Source organism: Candidatus Thermodiscus eudorianus (assembly GCA_015521085.1).
GTDB classification, from domain to species: Archaea; Thermoproteota; Thermoprotei_A; order Sulfolobales; family Acidilobaceae; genus Thermodiscus; species Thermodiscus eudorianus.
The window spans coordinates 45,165-60,357 of record WAOW01000003.1; the positions used below are offsets into that span (position 1 = coordinate 45,165).

Annotated in this window: 13 protein-coding genes; 5 read left to right on the top strand and 8 right to left on the bottom strand. The window is 57.6% G+C overall.

Translation table 11 applies throughout. From position 1 onward, the window contains the following. Positions 1-8: 8 nt before the first annotated feature. From F7C38_01315 to F7C38_01330, 4 genes are all read left to right on the top strand, one after another. Positions 9-1,226, top strand: coding sequence for a cysteine desulfurase (locus F7C38_01315; GenBank protein ID MCE4600192.1), 1,218 nt, complete (start codon positions 9-11; stop codon positions 1,224-1,226). 202 nt (positions 1,227-1,428) lie between these two features. Further along, positions 1,429-3,168 carry a cadmium-translocating P-type ATPase gene (gene cadA, locus F7C38_01320; protein ID MCE4600193.1) on the top strand — a complete coding sequence of 580 codons (1,740 nt, stop codon included), beginning with the start codon at positions 1,429-1,431 and terminating at the stop codon, positions 3,166-3,168. A 122-nt stretch (positions 3,169-3,290) separates the two neighbouring features. Further along, the gene (locus F7C38_01325; protein ID MCE4600194.1) at positions 3,291-3,728 is read left to right on the top strand and encodes a CBS domain-containing protein; all 438 of its coding nucleotides are present in this window, start codon (positions 3,291-3,293) and stop codon (positions 3,726-3,728) included. A 122-nt stretch (positions 3,729-3,850) separates the two neighbouring features. Further along, entirely contained in the window at positions 3,851-4,336 is a 486-nt protein-coding gene (locus tag F7C38_01330; GenBank protein ID MCE4600195.1) for a hypothetical protein, read from the top strand. Here F7C38_01330 and F7C38_01335 read toward each other — a convergent pair. The 8 genes from F7C38_01335 to F7C38_01370 all read right to left on the bottom strand — a co-directional run bounded on the left by F7C38_01335 (position 4,323) and on the right by F7C38_01370 (position 14,723). Beyond that, a complete protein-coding gene (locus F7C38_01335) occupies positions 4,323-4,694 on the bottom strand; it encodes a hypothetical protein (GenBank protein ID MCE4600196.1) in 372 nt (123 codons plus the stop codon). The two genes, F7C38_01330 and F7C38_01335, sit on opposite strands and share 14 nt — an antisense overlap. A gap of 266 nt (positions 4,695-4,960) precedes the next feature. Further along, positions 4,961-5,869, bottom strand: a complete 909-nt coding sequence (locus F7C38_01340) for an AbrB/MazE/SpoVT family DNA-binding domain-containing protein (protein MCE4600197.1) — start codon at positions 5,867-5,869, stop codon at positions 4,961-4,963. A gap of 70 nt (positions 5,870-5,939) precedes the next feature. Continuing rightward, positions 5,940-6,368, bottom strand: a complete 429-nt coding sequence (locus F7C38_01345; protein ID MCE4600198.1) for a CBS domain-containing protein — start codon at positions 6,366-6,368, stop codon at positions 5,940-5,942. 62 nt (positions 6,369-6,430) lie between these two features. Beyond that, positions 6,431-7,432 carry a carbon-nitrogen hydrolase family protein gene (locus tag F7C38_01350; GenBank protein ID MCE4600199.1) on the bottom strand — a complete coding sequence of 334 codons (1,002 nt, stop codon included), beginning with the start codon at positions 7,430-7,432 and terminating at the stop codon, positions 6,431-6,433. Further along, complete coding sequence (gene rgy / locus F7C38_01355; protein ID MCE4600200.1) at positions 7,429-11,466, bottom strand: reverse gyrase; 4,038 nt, start codon at positions 11,464-11,466, stop codon at positions 7,429-7,431. Before rgy ends, F7C38_01350 begins: the two co-directional genes overlap by 4 nt. A 150-nt stretch (positions 11,467-11,616) precedes the next feature. Continuing rightward, on the bottom strand, positions 11,617-12,474 hold the full coding sequence (locus F7C38_01360) for an MBL fold metallo-hydrolase (protein ID MCE4600201.1): 858 nt from the start codon (positions 12,472-12,474) through the stop codon (positions 11,617-11,619). 77 nt (positions 12,475-12,551) lie between these two features. Next, positions 12,552-13,523 (bottom strand): polysaccharide biosynthesis protein, encoded by a 972-nt coding sequence (locus F7C38_01365; GenBank protein ID MCE4600202.1) that lies wholly within the window; start codon positions 13,521-13,523, stop codon positions 12,552-12,554. A 3-nt stretch (positions 13,524-13,526) separates the two neighbouring features. Next, complete coding sequence (locus tag F7C38_01370; GenBank protein MCE4600203.1) at positions 13,527-14,723, bottom strand: nucleotide sugar dehydrogenase; 1,197 nt, start codon at positions 14,721-14,723, stop codon at positions 13,527-13,529. Positions 14,724-14,852: 129 nt separating this feature from the next. Here F7C38_01370 and metG point away from each other — a divergent pair, with 129 nt between their 5' ends. Then, a complete protein-coding gene (metG, locus tag F7C38_01375) occupies positions 14,853-15,188 on the top strand; it encodes a methionine--tRNA ligase subunit beta (protein MCE4600204.1) in 336 nt (111 codons plus the stop codon). Positions 15,189-15,193 lie beyond the last annotated feature (5 nt).

Here is a 15,193-nt window from a genome sequence, read left to right on the forward strand (position 1 = left end):
GACCAGCCTTGCTCGACTGTAGCTCCATTAAGAAGGACTTCCCCGAGCTCTCAACAGGCCTCATATACCTCGACAACGCCGCCTCAACCCTAAAACCATACAACGTCCTAGAGGCTATGAGAGAGTTCGCCGGCAAGAAGTACGCCAACGTGCACAGGGGAGTATATACTGAGGCCGTCGAGGCCACACGCGAGTACGAGGAGGCCCATAGGGTGGTTGCCCGCTTCATAGGAGCCCGGGAGGGCGAGGTCGTCTTCGTACCCCAGGGGACCACCCGTGCAATACAACTGGCCGCCCTCCTCATACACTACAACGCTGGCCTCTCGGGCGGCGACGAGATAATAGTGCCGGGCGACGCGCACAACTCCAACCTACTCCCCTGGAGGCAGCTGTCGAGGCTCACGGGGGCCAGGCTCAAGATAGTCCCCGTGGACCGAGAGGGGGTCCCGCGCTGGGACGAGCTGGGCGGACTCATAACGAGGAACACCAAGGTCGTAGCAGTTACACACGTCTCAAACGTCACAGGATACGAGAGCCCCGTCAGGGATATATCGGGGATCGCCCACGAGCACGGCGCTCTCGTGGTGGTCGACGGAGCCCAGAGCACGCCCCACATGCCAATAGACGTCAGGGGCCTGGGTGCAGACTTCTTCGCCTTCTCAGGCCACAAGATGCTCGGGCCGACGGGCATAGGAGTGCTGTGGATTAGGGGTGACCTGGCGGCTGAGTGGGAGCCGCCGCTCGGCGGCGGAGGCACTATCAAGGACGTGATACAGGTCGACGGCGAGGTTAGGGTCCTCTGGGACGACCCGCCGTGGAGGTTTGAGCCCGGCACGCCCCCAATCATTGAATCCATAGGCTTAGCCAAGGCTATCGAGTACCTGGAGGGGTTGGGCATGGAGAACGTTGCAGAGCATGAGAGGAGGCTCGTGGAGAAGACTCTAAGGGGACTAGAGGGTATCGATAAGGTCTCGGTAATTGGCCCCAGCGACCCGGCCAGGAGGAAGGGGATCGTCACTCTAGCCGTGGAAGGCGTGAACCCGGATCTAGTGGGCCTGGGCCTCGGCCAGCGTAGGATCGCGGTTAGGACCGGGACCCACTGCGCTAACATGCTCTACCACAGCCTGGGCTTCCACGAGGGGGGTGTTAGGGCTAGCTTCTACATCTACAACTGCCCTAGCGATGTAGACGTCTTCATAGAGGAGCTCTCCAGGCTCATAGGCTAGAGGGACCCTCCCAGTAGGTAGGAGTTGAGGCTTTAAGCCGGTTCACCGCCCAATAGACTGCCTGGAGCAGGCCCGTGGGAGCACCCCGTAGTCCACGGGGGTCTCTGTGACCTCGGGTGGCTCCACCCCTAGGCCTCCACCTCATCATAATGACGCCTCCATATAATCCCCTGTCGCCCTTCAAGTGGTTCCCGGGACCTGGTTGAAGCCGAAGATAGCGCTATACACGGGCATATCACTGTTGAGCCTGGCCGGCGGGCTACTCTACATTACTGGGCTAGGCAAGGTAGCCGGGTATGTTCTAGCGCTGCTCTCTATAGTCCTGCTGGCCAGGTTCCTTGCGAAGCTGGTGGCGAGTAGGGAGTTCACTGTAGACCTACTCATGGCTGTAGTCGGCATAGTAACGCTCTACTACGGCCTCCTAGTCGAGGGGCTAATCATACTCCTACTCTACGGGATAGCTGAGACAATGGAGGAGTTCATAGAGGCGAGGGCCGAGAAGGAGATTGAAGCCATTGCATCCCATGTAAGGGACAAGGTCCTAAAGGAATACGCGGGCAAGGCCATAGAGGTAGACGTTAGAAGGGTCGAGCCGGGCGACGTTATAATTGTGAGGGTCGGCGAGGCCGTCCCGCTGGATGGAGAGGCCCTGGGGGATGGGGTTATAGATGCGTCCCTAGTCACCGGAGAGCCCCTGCCAGTCGAGGTCAAGCCCGGTGACCTTGTGCTGAGCGGTAGCTTGGTCGTAGAGGGACCCCTCCGGCTGAGGGTCCTTAAGAGATTCGAGGAGTCCCACTTGGCGAGGCTGGTTAGGCTCGCCAGGGAGGCTGTGGAGACGAAGCCCCGGGTTACGAGGGTTATAGAGAGGCTCACTCCCCTGCTCACGCTGCTAGTCCTTGGCCTCTTCGCGCCAGTGCTATACCTGTATGGGCCCGTGAAGGCGCTGCCCATAATACTCGTGGGGTGTCCGAGCGCCTTCATAATATCATCGGCCTTCCTCGCGTCATACTCCATCGCCCGGCTCGCGAGACACGGGATACTCGTTAGGAACGCTGGCGTCCTCGAAGCCATGAGTGATGTAACGGCGGTTGTATTGGATAAGACGGGGACCCTCACGGAGCTGAGGGTGGACCCGGAGCGGGTCGAGCCGCCGCCAGGTTATGGTAAGATGGAGTTCCTCGGCATAGTGGGCAGCTACGCCAAGTATAGCAGGCACCCGGTCTCCCGCGCGCTCCACGGGTACTCCATGGACGAGTCCCTGAGTGTCAGGGAGGTTAGGGGCGTGGGCCTAGTCGGGTCCTCGGGCGGCCTCCAGGTGGAGATTAGGGGCGGGCGCCTGGAGGAGTGTGGTAAGCTCCTGGAGGCCGTCGTCAATGGGGCTAGCGGCTATATCTGCCTCCGGGAGGAGCTTAGGCATGGAGCCAGGGAGCTTGTGTCGTTCCTGAAGTCCCGTGGGGTCAGGGTGGTGATGGCTAGTGGTGATGACCCGGGTAATGTTGCCCGTGTGGCTAGGATGCTTGGCATCGAGGAGTATTATGGCGGTATGAAGCCGGAGGATAAGGCTAGGCTTGTCGGGGAGCTGCAGGGGGAGGGTTATAGGGTTGCCTTTGTGGGTGATGGTGTTAACGACTCGGTGGCCCTTGCTAGGGCTGACGTTGGGGTTGCTGTGGGGGAGCTTGATGTAGCCCGTAAGGTTGCCGATGTATCGGTTAGAGGGACCCCTAGCCAGCTCCTAGAGTTGTTCATGTATGGGATGAGGCTGAAGCCTTCTATCATGGCGGCGTTCTACTCGGCTGGGCTTTTGAAGCTGCTGGTCGGGTCTCTGGGCATCGCCGGGTTGATAGGCTTGCCCGTTGTAGCGTTTCTGGGTGATGACGGTAGCACTTTCACGGGGCTGGGCGTGGGCTTGTATAGGCTTGGCTGGGGATCCCGTGGGCGGTAGTGGGCCTCCGGTGTGTCCTCCCGGCTTCGAATTAAATACCCAGATCCATATCGTACATATATTCCATATTAGAATATATATACAGCTCTCCGGACCAATAGGATATACACGGTGAGAGAAACATGGTACCCCTAAAGCTACCCAGGAAACAGCTACCACTACTAGCCAGGGACATAATGAGCGCCCCGCCCTTCACCATAAGCGAGAAGACAAACCTCAGGGAAGCCGCAAAGATAATGTGCGACAACAAGGTAGGCAGCGTCCTAGTAGTCGGCAACGACGGAGAACTAAGGGGGATACTGACCGAGCGCGACCTCACCTGCGCCATGACCAGGGAGACGAGCGAGGTACCCATATGCGATCTCCCAGTCTGGGAGTTCATGACGCCAGACCCCGCCTACGTGCACCCCGAGACCCCAATAACCGAGGTCATGGAGAAGTTCAGGGAGCTTGGCGTTAGACACCTCCCCGTGGTCGACAGGGACGGGAAGCCCGTGGGCGTCATCTCGATCAGGGACGTGCTGGCGCTGATCGAGATACTCTTCAGGGTCTTCAAGTAAGGTGGAGCCCCCCCGGGGGCAATCCACATATTTCTTCATATACAGACTACTGTGAAACTCACCTATTAAAGAACTGCTTGACTACTATACCGGTGGGTATAGCTGCCCACGGTGCCTTTTCCATGACCGACATAGTAGGTACGATAGAGCTGCGCGCTATGGAGTGCCGTGAGAGGCTGGAGGGGAAGAGCTTCAATGATAGATGGATCCCCCGGCTCAAGTCGAAGATAGCCGAGGCTATAGCCGAGTGCATAGTCGAGCTGCTCGGAGAGGATATAGTCGAGGAGATATACTATGTAGACCTAGCCGGGGGAGAGGTTGTATACACCTACGAGGGCAGGGACGTAGACCTAATAGTAAAGGTAGCCGACAAGGTCTCCGGGCTCGAAAACGACATAAAGATGGCCCTGGAGAGGTCTCTAAACCCCATACTAAAGGAGGCAGTAGCATGGTACGTCTCGATGAGCGGCAAAACAGAGCTACTGGAGGTCCACGTCATAACAGACTACTCCCTGGGCTACGGCGTATTGATACGTAGCAAGTACTCCCCCGCCATACGGCTGTGGCCTAAGAAATCGGAGGAACGCCTGTCCTTCAGGCTGATATGAGGCCCTTCTCCTCGTCCCAGACCTTGATCAGCCGGGAGAACCTGGAGAATATCATGTTCCAGTAGGGAGCGTCCTCCTTGCTCCTGACTACGTGTATCTCGATCACGTTAGGGATGCCGAGCTTCTCGATAGGGTCGAAGCCGAACACCTCAGAGATTATTATCCTAGCCGCCTCGTCCAAGGCCCGTTCTAGCGCCTCCTCCGAGCTACCGTCTAGCTCCCTGCACCCCGGGGCGTAGAGGATCACGTCAAGGTCTTTCCCGCCATGCCCCGTTATATAGCTGTGCTCTCCGCCCGTCAGATCCGCCAGGTATATCGACTTTATACAACTGCCTATGCACTCCCTGGCTATATCCACTATACACTCTACCAGTGGCTCCGCGAGCCTCCGCTTTATATACTGCCAGGAGTGGCTGGTGTATCCGTTCTCCTCTATGTCGCGTTTTATCCTGGTGAAGAGCGAGTGCTCCCTGGTTATCTTACGTAGCTCCTGCTGGCCCTTGCCTATCAGACAGTGTCCTGCACGCCTCAGACAGTCCCATGCCAGTTGGGTTACACCGGGCAGGAGTCAGTGTGAGGCCTATTTTATATATTTCTGATTCCCTGTATGAGGCTAGATAGCGTCTAGCCCTTGTTCTGGTTCTGTGTTGTCGTGAAGCATAGGGCCGTCTTGGCCAGCTCCCTTATGGTGGAGAGTAGGGCGCTCGCGATTCCAGCTACTCTATCGTTCCGGCTCCTGTACTTCTCCATTAGCTCGTCCACCTTCTCTTCGACCTCTAGGAGTCTCTTACCGCTCGTGTTGGCGACTGCCGAGGCTACAAGTACTAGCAGCGTCGCCACCTCTCTAGCGGTCTCGCCGGCATCCTCCGGGGAGTTCGCGACCTCCCTCATCAGAGTCTCGAAGTTCCCGAGCACCGTGTACATTATCCCGACTGTCATCGGGTTCACGTTCTCGCCGCTGCAGGTTACCACCTTGTTCCTGAAGACGCTCCTAGCCACTATGTCCGTTATCATCCTGGCCTTCTCGTACTCCCTGTAGGCTTCTTCGAGCGTTGTCTTCCCGCTTGCGAGGCCGTCTGTTATATTGTATAGTATGTTTGCTATCAGCTTTAGGAACTTCCTGTTGGCGTCCTTAGCTGAGAGTAACTGGGCCTCGATCACGTTCATTACCTGGACCGCCTCTAATACGTAGTCGCTCTTCCTGAGTCCTTCGAGGATCTCCTCCGGGTCCACCCCGTTTGACCTGGGGAGCTCGATGATGAGCCTGTCATAGCCTGCTACGAATGCGCACCTAGCCAGCTCCTGCGGGTCCAGCTCCTTTAGGTAGCTTGAGAGCTTGACCGTGAGGCTGCCCATGTTCTTGACTAGCTCGGAGCTCGGTGGGAGTATCTTGAGCTGGTTCCCCTCGTCTACTACGACTACCTCGTCTCCTATGCCTATACCCACCTTCCTAGCCCATATCTTCGGCAGCGTTATTATGAGGCTTGAACCGCCTAGTCGCTGTACCCTTCTCTTGGATACTCCTAAGCTCACAGTTATCCCCGGGTATAGTAGTGGCTTGGGAGAAATTTAAAGTTTAACAGTGTTAAAGATCCCCCGCGCTCTAGCCGGCGGAGTGGAGCTCCTCCACATCAACCTCTCCGACGAAGGGCCTGCTAACATCCTTTATGCTAATGACGCCCACGAGCCTACCACTACTATCGACTACCGGCAAGTGCCTGAACCCGAAGTGGAGCATCGTCTCCAAAGCCCTCCTAGCTGGCTCGGACTCCTTTATAGTCACCAGCCTCCTAGTCATGACGTCCCCTAGCTTGACTCTGCTAGGGTCTAGGCCCTTAGCGCACACCTTGATCAGGAGGTCTCGCTCTGTGAAGATGCCTATAGGCTTCAGCTTGTCGTCGACAATGATAACGCTGCCCACGTTCTCCTCAGCCATCTTGCTGACCGCCTTATCCACGGTGTCCTCGGGCTTCATCACTATGGGCTGCTTGGTTATGAGGGAGACTACAGGAAATTCCTCTGCATGAGGCATACTAATCACCGTATGATAGTGTCTCCGCGGTCAAATAAAATATTGTGGTTTATAGGTGAAGATCACTTAGAACTACATATCTTCTTAAACCACTTATGCGCCCTCTCACAGTCACCTCCAGAGTACACCTTGTCATCGCCCAACTCCACTATCACCCTCTTAAACTTATCCACGTCCTCAGCCGTAAGGAAGGGCCTCGACGTCGACTTCGCCGTGGCTGGGCTCAAGCACACGTCGTTCTCCGGGTCCTCCGGGTCGACTATGGTCGTGGGCATCCAGTGCTTCTCGACGAGCCTCCTACTACTGGTATATACGTTCAGGACGCCCCCCACCAGGACTAGGGGGCTCCCGGCGTCCATGGACCTGGCTGTGAGGATCTTGTCTACCAGGCAGTGCTTCATGGTGACAACGTATCCCTCTTTCTTGGGCTGTGGGAGGTATCTGCTGGTGTAGGGCATTGCGTGGCCGATGACTATATCGACCTTGGACATCTCGAAGGCCTTGAATATCAGGGGGTTGAACATGTCCTCGTCTATGAAGACCCCGATCCTGCCAATCCCATTACCACTGTAATCGACTAGGTCAAACACCCCAGGGGTCTTGCCGCATGTGAGCCCCAGGCTCTCCTCGACCGGCGTGAGAGTTATCTTCCTATATTTCTCGATGCCCCCGTCGGGCTTGATTAGGACGGTGGTCTCATAGTTCCTCGGCCCTGCGACCTCGTAGAGGGGGCCGTAGAGTATGTTGACGTTGTGGTTTATGGCGACCTTCCTGAGGAGCCTGACGGGGCTGCTCTGGCCCATCGTCTTCAGGTTCAGCGTGGTCGACCTGTACTTTATCCTGCTCTTAGCCCTCTCCTTATCCCTGATATACTCGGGTATGTTCCCTGTGGCTGGGAAGGCGTGGGAGACTATCAGGTGGATGGGGTTGTTGTTGGCCTTAGCCTCCTCTAGAAAGTTCGTGACTAGGTTCACGAACCTATGGATGTTGTGGGAGTAACTGGGCCCTCCCTTGGCGGCCTTGACGGATCCGTGCAGTACTGCTATGTGTAGCTCTCCCGTCATCGCTTAATCGACCCCCTACTCCTCTTGTACGCTTGAAGGCACTCTGCGATCACTCCAGAATCCTCTCGATACGCCGACGCTATTGGACGGGCGATCCCCTCTATCTCAGAGTATACCTCGCTCATTATATCTATTCTTCGAGCGACACCCTCCTCTATCTGATCCATCTTCTCCTGGAGGATCCTCGTCCTCTCCTCCGAGACCAGCACCGGTATCCGCCTGAGATACCTGTAATCTACGAGCTTCTCTAGGCCACTGGGCTCCTCCACGACCCCCCTAGTCAGGTAGTCGTATACCGCCCTGCCCCTCACAGTGGCGATCAACCTGTCCTCGGGGGCCCGCATGATGTACTTCCTCTTGAACAACGTCTCTATGATCTTGGCATACGTGCTGGGCCTGCCTATGCCCCGCTCCTTCATCAACTGTATAACGTCTCCCTGGGTGTAGAGGGGGACCTTGCTCCTCTTCCTCACGAACTCCAGCACCGCCGCGACCTTGCCCAGGGGCAGTGGCGGCTGCTCCCTGACATAGGGCCATACCAGCGTGTAGCCCCTCGCCTCGTCGCCCCCTCCAACTCCGACCTCTACGATCCTCTCCAGCTCCAGGTAGGAGTCGGACCCGAGTATCTCTACCCTATACCTGGCCCTCCTCAGCGAGGCCCCCCGCATCTGGCTCGCTATAAACCTCCTGAATATCAAGTCGTAGAGCCGGAAGTGGGCGTTGGTTAGCCTGGTTGCAACAGTTATAACGCCCTCCTCTATCAGGCCGCGCAGCGTCTCGGCATCTATGGGCCTGGTGGGCCTTATCGCCTCATGGGCGCCTCCGGCCCCCCATCTCCTTGGCTTGAAGAGCTTCTCCCCCATGTCGCCGTAGGCCTCCCGCAGCCACTCCCTGGCTATCTGGATCCCCCTCTCGCTCACCCTCGTGGAGTCGGTTCTGTGGTAGGTGATTAGTCCCAGCTCGAAGAGGTTCTGGGCGAGCCTCATGGTCTCCGGGGCTCCGAGGCCGAGGTACCTATTGGCGTCTGCTATCAGCGTGTCGGTCGTGTACGGCGGGGGTGGGGGCGATTCCTCGATTCTCTCCTCGACCAGGGTTATTTCGAGGTCGACATCTACGGTCTTCGTCTTCTTGAAGAACTCCCTGAGCCTGTGGGCCTCGCCGAGAAGGTCTAGCTCGGTGAAGTATATCCTTGTTGAATCTAGGATTAGCCGGTACTCGTTGACCTTCTCCTTGGCCTCCTCGACCCTCTCTATGATCCAGCCCAGGACCGGGGTCTGGACGCGGCCAGCGCTCAAGTTATAGTAGTACCTATACCTCTTACACCTTTCCTCCTCGTTGCGTATGAAGCGGCCCTTCCTCGGGAGATACTCTAGCTGTGGACAGTACACCTTGGGCCAGAAGTGGCACCATAAGAGGGGTGATAGCGTGAATCCTATCCACCGGTCTTCTGCCCTCCTAACTATCTGCGCGTCGACGAGCGACTGGTTGAATTCTCTCAGCTCCCTGAGGGCTTGTTGTATGGCTCTCCTGGTGACCTCGTGGAACTCCAGCCTCATTATGCCCCTGGAATAGGGCTTTACCAGTAGGGAGACGTCCCATCCTATCTTCTCTCCCTCAGTGTCGGGGTCTGTGCCTATCAGGACCATGTCGGCCTCCCAGGCTAGCCTCCGCAGGTCTTCTATGACGATCCTGGAGTCCTTGATGTTCTTGCTCCCGCAGACGGGGCACGTGGTCCTCTCCTCGGTGAACTGGTATCCGCAGTCCAGGCACCTCTTTATACTGGTATAGACTGGGTGGAACTCCCTTGGTCCCCCTGAACCATTGTTTAGAGTGTAGACGCCGAATATCCAGTCTCCAGCCTCTACCCCTGGAGGGAGGTCGTCCAGCCTCTCCTCCGTGGCCAGGTCGTAGACGTGGCCGCCGCTCGCTATCACGGTTAGTATGAGGTCTCCCGTGGCGACCTCGTAGGCCCTGAGCCCCCCGGGTAGTAGTCTTATGCTTGGCTGGCCGAAGAAGGATGCTATTGTCCTGGCCTTGTTTGGTGACTCCACTATTAGCACGGCCGTCTTTACCAGGTCGCCTAGCTTCTCCTCTCCCCCGAGCACCCTCTTCACTCTGCGTCTATCCTCCTCTATCTCTTTGATGAGTTTTTCGAGGTCTAGCTGGTCGAAGCTCGTCCACCTGGTATCGGCCATCCAGGAGGTCCTCTTCCTAAGCCCCTCCATAACCCTAGGGTAGTCAACTACTACAACGCTCAGCCCGAGGGTTATCCCTCCCGCGTAGAGCCTGCTCGTCCTACCACTAGCCTGCAGGTACGTGGCCGCGTCAGCGACCAGTATGTAGTGCTCGCCGCCCTCGGAGACGACCTCGATATCCCTCCGCTCGGATAAATACCTCCAAACCTCCGGATCCGACAACGCGTTCCTCAGGAAGTTATAGGCCTCCCACACGAGCCTCGTGGCCTCACTAGCCTCGACATCGCCCTGGAGCACCCTCTCGGCGATCATCTGCAGGGCCGCGGGGCTAAGGGCCCTCGTGACCCTCCTCATCACGGCCAGGTGCTTCCTGGCCTCGCCGGCGACCTCCTCTATTGGTATATCGACTAGGAGGCCCAGGAGCCTGAGTATGCTTGAGGGCGACGGGTAGCCGACGTCGGCTGTGAACTTGTGACGGGGGACGCCGGCGAAGAGCGCGTACTTAACCCTCTCCGGCATGTCCAGGCCCCTGACCAGCACGCCATAGTAGTTGGCCACTCCAACGAGTACATTGACCTCTCCCCGGGCGAAGTCCTCTAGGAGGCTTAGGGGCTTCTTGGAGTGGAAGGCCTCGGCCGCGATACCCTCGCCCCTCAGCATCTCAGCCAGCTTCTCGGCGCCCTCGATCCCGTGGTCTATTGGCACGTACACGAGGGTCCCGTCCCGGAAGTAGTCCCTCACAAGGGCGACAACCTCCTCGTACAGGCCACGCTCGGGGAGCTTGTAGGAGTCGACTACCCTCCTCAGCCCTATATCACTCCTACCGCCAGCCTCGAAGCCCAGGAGCACCCTGAATAGCCTGACCCTAGCCCCCCGAGGGCGGCCTGTCGCGCTACTGACTATGAGGGTCGACGCCCTCCTCCTAGCCCTCTCCAAGAGGTTCTCCAGCTTCTTGGCCTGCTCCTCGATGCTGGCGAGTTGACTCCTCAACTGTTCTAGCCTCTCCTGGGTTCTGGCCTCGCGCCTGGCCTGCAACTGGAGTCTCGCCACCTCTGATCTCAGGTATGCGATGCGTCTCTGGAGCCTTAGGAGTTCGAGCCCGTTCTCTATGTCTTCGCCGGTGAATCCTACTATCCGGAGGACCGCATCCACGCTCCTGGCGCTCCTCAGCACAGCGTCTACGTCGTCGACGAATACCAGCCTGAACCTGTTCTCGGAGAGGTCCTCGGAGTACTTCCTGGCGAAGCTCGCCGTGGTTAGGAGTATGTCGAAGTCCCTGGACTTGTAGGCCTCCATCGCCTCGCTACGCTCCTTCCTCTTCATCTTGCTGTGTATAGCTATGGCCCTTACCCTGCACCCAGCCCTGTCAGCCAGCTCCAAGAGTCTTCGATATGCCATCTCGACGAGCGTCGTGGTTGGGAAGACTAGGTAGCTCTTCCTGCCCTCGCGACAGGCGAAGAATATGCTAGCCACGAGCCCGAAGGTGGTCTTACCGACGCCAGTAGGCGCTATTATAGAGAAGCTATCGCCCCGGACAACCCTCCTAGCCCAAGTCCTCTGGGCCCCCCAGGCCGGGTTGCCCACGGCCTCCTCGAAGAACCTTATCAGCGACTCGGACTTCCTCTCCAGGCTAGCTAGCTCCCTATAGCCCTGCTTGAGCCTGCCGTTCCCACGCAGGATCCCCTCTATCTCGACGATGCCCAGGCTACCCTCTACCTCTTGGGGCATGCACCTCGGACACGGTAGGCCCCTGGCGAGTCGGGACTCGGTGTTGGAGAGTCCACAGTTCGGGCATGAGTATCTATAGGAGCCTCTGCCCAAGTAGTTGTTGATAGCCAATTACCTACACACCTAACCGTGTTCTCCGAGTGTAGTGTTATCTGGAGCCCCTATACGATATAAAACTCTCGCCAGCCAGAGGGTAGTCGGCGGACAGCCGCTACTCTAGGAGGAGAAGGTAAAAGAGGCTGGTATAGTTATGGGCCTCGCCTACTCTATCCTTACCACTGTGCCCGTCCCTGCCAGTTTGTAGGCGCCCCTGAGGGCCTCTAGCAGGGCCCCCTGTATGAGAGGACCGGTACAGTGTGTGGCGGCGACTAGCTTGGGGCTCTTCGACTTCAGGTATTCCACCACCTTTGGGGGCCTCTCCGGGGGTGCTCCCAGCAGGTGGAGGCCCCCTATTATGCCGTGGAGCCTCCTGGCCTTCATGACCTCAAGCCCGTGCTCGACTATGTTCTCTAGCCCCGCGTGGCCGCATCCGGTCAGGACGGTGAGGGAGTCGCCGGTTCTAATGTAGAGGGCCATGTCATCCATCATATCATCCTCGACCAGTGAATCCTCTTCTAGCCTTAGCATCCCCCACGAATGGCTTGGACCCCACTTCCTCGGTATCTCCCCGGAGACGATTATGTCGTCGGTTATCTCTACAGGGCTCCTGGTTAGTAGGAAGCGGGCTCCCAGGTCTTCCAGCTCCCTTCGAGTATAGGGTATCCCAATGTCCCTGAGGGTCCCTCCCAGGGCCCTTATCCTGGCGTAGGCCGGGTCGAAGAGCCTCTCGTGGGCTATCACAGTTATCTTCCTCCCACTCCTCATTTTGAGGAACTTCTTCAATCCCCCAGTGTGGTCGTAGTGTCTGTGACTGAGGACTACATAGTCTATCTCCCCCGGGTCGACTCCGAGCTTCTCAAGGTTGTATTCCAGGGCTACTCCACTCGTCCCCGTGTCGAATAGTATCTTGACACCCGTGCCCTCGTCTTCCACGAGCGCCGAGAACCCGTATTCTGCAATGAGAGGTGTAGGGAGCGGGGCCGAATTATCCACTAGGATGGTTATCTTTACTGGAGGCAATAGGACTCCACCATGACCTAGTGTACCGCCTCCAGGTTATATATGCGGGGGCGTTCCATGCTGTGGGGCTTGGAGGCCTAGCCAGGCGCTATATCGTTGTACACGTGCTCTACCGCCTTCTCGGCCCCGTTAGTGTATGATGGGGGCTCTATGCCCCGCGCCTCCTCCAGGGCGTCCTCCAGCGACTCCGGAGTGATTTTATCGACGTACACCGCGTGTATCTTCTCAGCGTATATCCTGGCGTTCTCCAGGCTCGCTGATAAGTGTAGGTGCCTCGCCGGGACTAGAACGACCGGCTTTCTATAGGCTAGTGCCGCGGTTGCACTAGTCATCCCGGGGAACTGCGTCACCACTATGCTAGCCCCGGCAAGTAGTTCGTCGAAGTCGGGCGTGTACGTTACATACCTCCACCCGGGCCTCCGCCTCCTGTAGGGTTCCGGGTCGACCCGGCCGGTCTGCATGACCACGTTCTCCAGGTCCAGCTCTACCACCGCGTCGAATAGCTCCTTGTTGCCCAGCGTGCCAGCGGTTACGAGAATGTAGCCTCCATCGTAGGGCTCCCTGGTTGGCGGCTCGTATATTGGCCCGACTACCAGGCCCTTGGGGTAGTTTTTGAGTTGCTCCGGCCAGTGTAGGAAGGTCTTATCGGCTATGTGGTAGAGTAGCCTCGGGGTCTTCCCCGTGTCTAGGATCCTCACTATGCTCTCTACATTGTATAGCTTCAGCCTCTTGAGCTTTCCGGCGATCGAGGGGGGTATGCTGAAGTTTGCTCCACATGATATGACCGCCTTGTAGCTCCTCGTGACTCTTGTCATGGATGAGAGGAGTGCTAGCGGCCACCTGTGGATCGTCCTCCATAGGGGTTCCGCTGGCTTCCGTGGTAGTGGGTGTTCGATTGTCTCGCCTAGCCTGGATAGCTTCTCCCTTATCCAGGGGTAGCCCTTTGGGACTAGGAAGTGGGGGGTTAATCCCTTCATCCTAGCGTAGTAGCCTAGCGCGTATGCGTAGCCCGAGTGCCCGCCTGGGGCCGCTGTTACCAGTATCTCCATTATCTAGAGCTCCTCCAACTCTATGACCGGTTTCTCCAGCTTCAAATCCTTATACCCCCACCTGACGACTAGGTCGGCCCACTCCAAAGCCTCCTCCAGCGAGTCGAAGCTCCTCGGATCGCTTATCAACGGGTCGAAGAACCCTATATCGAGGCCTGGATCCACCTCCTTGAGCTTCTCGGCAACCTTCAGTGGAGGGCTCTGCGAGGAGGTGTAGGCGTTTGGCTTGTAGCCCAGGCCCAGGAATAGGAGCCTCCTGGCGCCCATCTCAGCGGCTATCCCGTGTATCTTCCTGGCATAGTATAGGGGTTGTTCCTCGTTCGACTCTATCGCGACCGATAGTATGCGTGAGCCGTCCACCCTTTCATTCATCATAACGGTGTCCTTCGGGATGCATGGGCCTCCTATGTAGGGCCCCGGGTAGAAGGGCATGTAGCCGAAGGGCTTCGTGGAGGCCGCCTTTACGACCTCCCTCACGTCAATGCCCATGGCGTCGAAGACTCTTTTCAGCTCGTTTACATAGGCTATGTTCACGAAGCGGAACGTGTTCTCCAATAGCTTGGAGGCCTCCGCTACACGTATATCCCCTACCGGGTGCGTCTCGATGCCGAGGCAGTCCCTGTAGAGGATTGTAGCAGCCTCCAGGCTCCTAGGGCCCATGCCCCCTACAACCCTCGGTATCTTCTCTATGGTCCACTCCCTTGACCCCGGGTTTATCCTTTCCGGCACATGGGCTAGCAGGTAGTCCTCCTCGACACGGTAGCCTGTCTCCCTGGCTATTATACTGCCTAGGTGCGTCCATGTGCCGCCTGGGTATATCGTGGTCTCGGATACTATGAGGGACCCCCTATTGATTACCCCTGCGAGTGACCGGGCAGCGCTCTCCAGGGGCGTGTAGTCTATCCTGCCTTCCCTGAGGGGGGTCTGCACGGCGACTATGTAGAGCGAGTATCCCCTGGCGTCCCTGTAGCTGGTCGTGGCGCTTATACTGTCGGCGACTTTGTCCCAGTTCTCTAGGACATAGTAGTCTTTCACGTGTAGCTTTTCCCTCGACCCGCTATTGATTGCCTCGACGACCCTCGGGTTGATGTCGATTATCTTGACCTCAATGCCGTGCTTGGCTAGGTGTACAGCCGTGTGCAGGCCCACATAACCCCCGCCTATGATGGCCGCTCTCTCCGGACAACTAGTCCTAGCCAATACCTTATCGCCACCGCTGTACCCCATACCAGCCGATCCACATATATTAAATTACGATAACCGAGGCCCGAGCCGCCATAGAATCCTATATAATGCCGGGTGTCATCACTAAGAGCCCGGGTGGAGGAAATGGCCGAGACTATCAAGTACGAGGACTTCGCCAAGATAGACCTCCGCGTGGGGAAAGTCGTGGAGGCGGAGAGGGTCAAGGGGTCCAAGAAGCTGCTGAAGCTCATAGTAGACCTGGGCAGCGAGAAGAGGCAAGTCATAGCGGGGCTAGCCAAGTGGTACAAGCCAGAGGACTTCATAGGCAAATACGTTATCGTAGTGGCTAACCTAGAGCCAAAGAAGCTCATGGGCATGGAGAGCCAAGGCATGATACTGGCTGCACCCTGCGAGGGCGGCGAGAAGCCAGCCCTACTAACACTCACGGAGCCGGTAGAGCCCGGGAGCAAGGTATGCTAGCCTGG